Origin of the sequence: Psychrobacter sp. TB55-MNA-CIBAN-0194 (genome assembly GCF_040309505.1) — a bacterium.
Taxonomy (GTDB): Bacteria; Pseudomonadota; Gammaproteobacteria; order Pseudomonadales; family Moraxellaceae; genus Psychrobacter; species Psychrobacter fozii.
This window is the reverse complement of record NZ_JBEOOW010000603.1, coordinates 1-249: the sequence shown is the minus strand read 5'-3', so window position 1 is coordinate 249 and position 249 is coordinate 1. Positions and strand designations below refer to the sequence as shown.

Sequence of the window (249 nt, the reverse complement as noted above, 5' to 3'; positions counted from 1 at the left end):
CTCTACATCAGCGTCTGATAACGGTGCTAAGTTGCGTACAATGAGGGCGACTGGCTGATTGCCATCTGGCAGCTCTGGCATTGCTTCACCCATCGCCAATTCAAGCTGGGCAATCTTGTCACGGCTCTCTAGAGTGCTGATAAGGGTTTTTAAGTTTTCAAGCTCAAAGCCAATACGGGGATCTAGGATATGACACTCATTTAGCTCAGCCAAAAAGTTACTTGAGCGCTCACGAAAGCCCACCAAGGC

Annotated in this window: 1 pseudogene; it reads right to left on the bottom strand. The window is 49.0% G+C overall.

The annotated features are described in order from the left end of the window. Nucleotides 1-249, bottom strand: a pseudogene (locus tag AAEY75_RS16440) (23S rRNA (uracil(1939)-C(5))-methyltransferase RlmD); the annotation flags it as partial.